General features: G+C 50.5%; 2 protein-coding genes. One reads left to right on the top strand and one right to left on the bottom strand.

Features of this window, described 5'->3' with window-relative positions:
• Positions 1 to 713: aspartate aminotransferase family protein (locus KKH67_16125; protein ID MBU1320703.1), on the top strand; the 713-nt coding region annotated here is incomplete at its 5' end.
• Between the two features lie 128 nt (positions 714 to 841).
• Here KKH67_16125 and KKH67_16120 read toward each other — a convergent pair.
• Positions 842 to 2,929: a sodium-translocating pyrophosphatase gene (locus tag KKH67_16120; GenBank protein ID MBU1320702.1), complete on the bottom strand. Its 2,088-nt coding sequence runs from the start codon at positions 2,927 to 2,929 to the stop codon at positions 842 to 844.
• Between the last annotated feature and the right edge of the window lie 157 nt (positions 2,930 to 3,086).

The following is a 3,086-nucleotide window of genomic DNA, read 5'->3' as shown; positions in this document are numbered from 1 at the left end:
TTCACGTCGATTCATGCCTCGGCGGATTTATGCTTCCATGGCTGAAAAAACTCGGGCACCCCGTAACCCCCTTCGATTTCTCCGTCCCCGGAGTTACTTCGATATCAGCCGATATACATAAATACGGGTATGCCGCAAAAGGGGCATCTGTCGTGCTTTACCGGAGCAAAGAATTGCGCCGCCACCAGTTCTTTGTCTATTCAAACTGGCCCGGTGGAATATATGCATCCCCTTCCATGACAGGCACAAGGGCCGGGGGATCGATTGCGGCAGCCTGGGCCGCTTTGAATTCGATCGGAGAAGAGGGCTATATGCGACTTGCGGAATCGGCCATGAAAAGCGCAAAAGTCATAATGGAAGGAATCGCCGGCATAAAAGGGCTTTATGTTCTCGGAAAACCGGATATGTCAGTTTTTGCTTTTGCTTCGGACACACTCGACATATTCGCTCTCGGAGACGCGATGGAGAGGCGGGGCTGGCACCTTGACCGCCAGCAGTTCCCGTCTTCCCTTCATATGATGGTTACTGCCGCCCATGAAAAAGTTGCGGAACCGTTCATATCCGATTTGAGAGAATCTGTCCAAGAGGTAATTGCAAATCCGAAGGCTTCATCGGAAGGAACAGCAGCAATGTACGGCATGGCCGCGTCACTTCCCGACAGGAAGGCGGTTGACGGCTTTGTTCTTGATTTCATGGATGATATCTTTAAATAGGTTCGTGATTCGTCGTTCGTCGTTCGTTGTTCGTCATTCGTCGTTCGATCTACGATTCACGATTCACGATAAAAAAGGCCGCCCCCTTTCTAAAAGAGGACGGCCTTTAAAGTACAACAATACCGCTTCTAAAGCAATGGAACCAGCAGAAGCGCGACAATGTTGATGACCTTGATCATCGGGTTGATTGCAGGACCGGCTGTATCCTTGTACGGATCGCCGACTGTATCGCCCGTGACAGAGGCCTTGTGTCCATCGCTGCCCTTCTTATGAACTTTCCCTGTGGAATCAGTAACGCCATCTTCAAAGGATTTTTTGGCGTTGTCCCATGCGCCGCCGCCGCTTGTCATGGCGATGGCCTGGAACAGGCCGGTAACAATGCTGCCGATAAGCACGCCGCCGAGGGCCTCACGGCCCAGGGTGAAGCCCACGATGACCGGAACAACAACCGGGATAAGCGCAGGAACCATCATCTGCTGAATAGCACCCTTGGTCACGATGTCAACACACTTGCCGTACTCCGGCTTTCCCGTGCCTTCCATGATGCCGGGGATCTCACGGAACTGCCTGCGCACTTCAACAACGATGCCGCCGGCAGCCTTAGCAACGGCCTCCATAAGGAGTGAGCCGTAATAATAAGGGAGCAGACCGCCGATAAAGAGACCTGCCAGAACCATCGGGTTCGAGAGATCGAATTTGATGTCCATCGCCAATTTCGTGATCGGATCCACGAAAGAGCGGGAATACTCGGCAAAGAGAACCAGTGCAGCAAGAGCTGCTGAACCGATTGCATAACCCTTTGTAACAGCCTTTGTGGTGTTGCCAACTGCATCCAATGGGTCTGTGATGTTACGGATCTCTTCAGGCATTCCTGCCATTTCTGCTATGCCGCCTGCATTGTCCGTGATCGGCCCGTAAGTGTCAATGGCCACCACGATGCCAGTCATCGAAAGCATCGAAACCGCTGATAAGGCAATAGCAAAAAGACCGCCTGATGCATCGCCGTTAAATCCACCGCCTAAATGATATGCACCAAGGATCGAAGCAACGATAACCAGAACAGGTGCTGCGGTTGACTTCATGCTGACCGCAAGGCCTGCTATAACATTTGTTCCATGACCAGTCAAACTGGCTTGTGCAATGTGTTTCACCGGGGGATACTGCGCAGCAGTGAAATACTCAGTTATAATCACGATCACTCCGGTCAATGCAAGGCCGATAAGCGCCATAAGGAAAACGTTCATCTGGGTAAATGAAGGGTGAGATACCATTGAAGCCGGATCTACACCTTTCAGGAATTCACCGGTCACGATATAAAATGTTACTGCTGCAAGCACGCCGGCTACAGCGAGTCCCTTGTACAGGGCGCCCATGATATATCCGCTTTTGCCGAGTCTTACTGCAAATGTTCCAATAATGGAAGCAATGATCGAGATTCCGCCGAGCATGAGTGGAAACTCAACCCATGCGCTCTCAGCGCCAAAAACAGTCTTTGCAAGAAGCATTGCAGCAACGAGCGTAACCGTGTATGTCTCATAAAGGTCAGCTGCCATGCCTGCGCAGTCCCCTACATTGTCTCCAACGTTGTCTGCAATAACAGCAGGGTTTCTCGGATCGTCTTCTGGAATACCTGCTTCGACCTTTCCAACAAGATCAGCTCCTACGTCAGCAGCCTTTGTGTAAATACCGCCTGCGATACGGGCGAACACGCTCATGAGTGAGCATCCGAAACCCAGGCCGATCAGTGCATGGAAAGCCTGATCAGGAGCCGCCTGTTTTACTATATAATAAAAACCCGCAAGGCCTATAATTCCGAGGCCAACAACCATAACACCGGTCACCGAGCCGCCCTTGAAAGCAAGGCCGAGTGCGGCCTGGATGCCCTTATAGGCTGCCTGGGCCGTGCGCACGTTGGCCCGCACCGATACCATCATGCCGATGTATCCGGCGACTGCCGAACCGACCGTACCTACGACGAATCCTATAGCCGTCCAGGTTCCTAGGAAGGCCAGAAGAACTGTCAAAGGCACCGCAACCATTGCGACCGTTTTGTATTCGCGTGCAAGGAACGCCATTGCGCCCTCTTTAACAGCATTTGAGATCTCCTGCATCTTCGCATTCCCTGCGTCCTGCTTTGTTACCCATATCGCGGTCATTATGGCGTATATAACGCCTAATACCCCGCATCCTAATGCAAAAAGTATAGTTGCACTCATTAAACCCCCTCCTTATTATTGATTATTAACCATACCAGAAACTAATCGTTATTTGAAAAAAGACCAAAGTCCTACAGACTTCACCTCCTTTATATTTTTTATGCTTTTATAAAACCCTTATTATATTAATAATTATTATGATTAACTCATAATAACA

It is taken from the genome of Candidatus Zixiibacteriota bacterium (assembly GCA_018820315.1).
Lineage (GTDB): Bacteria > Zixibacteria > MSB-5A5 > JAABVY01 > JAHJOQ01 > JAHJOQ01.
Note: the sequence above shows the minus strand (reverse complement) of the source record. Positions and strands in the feature narration are given on the sequence as shown.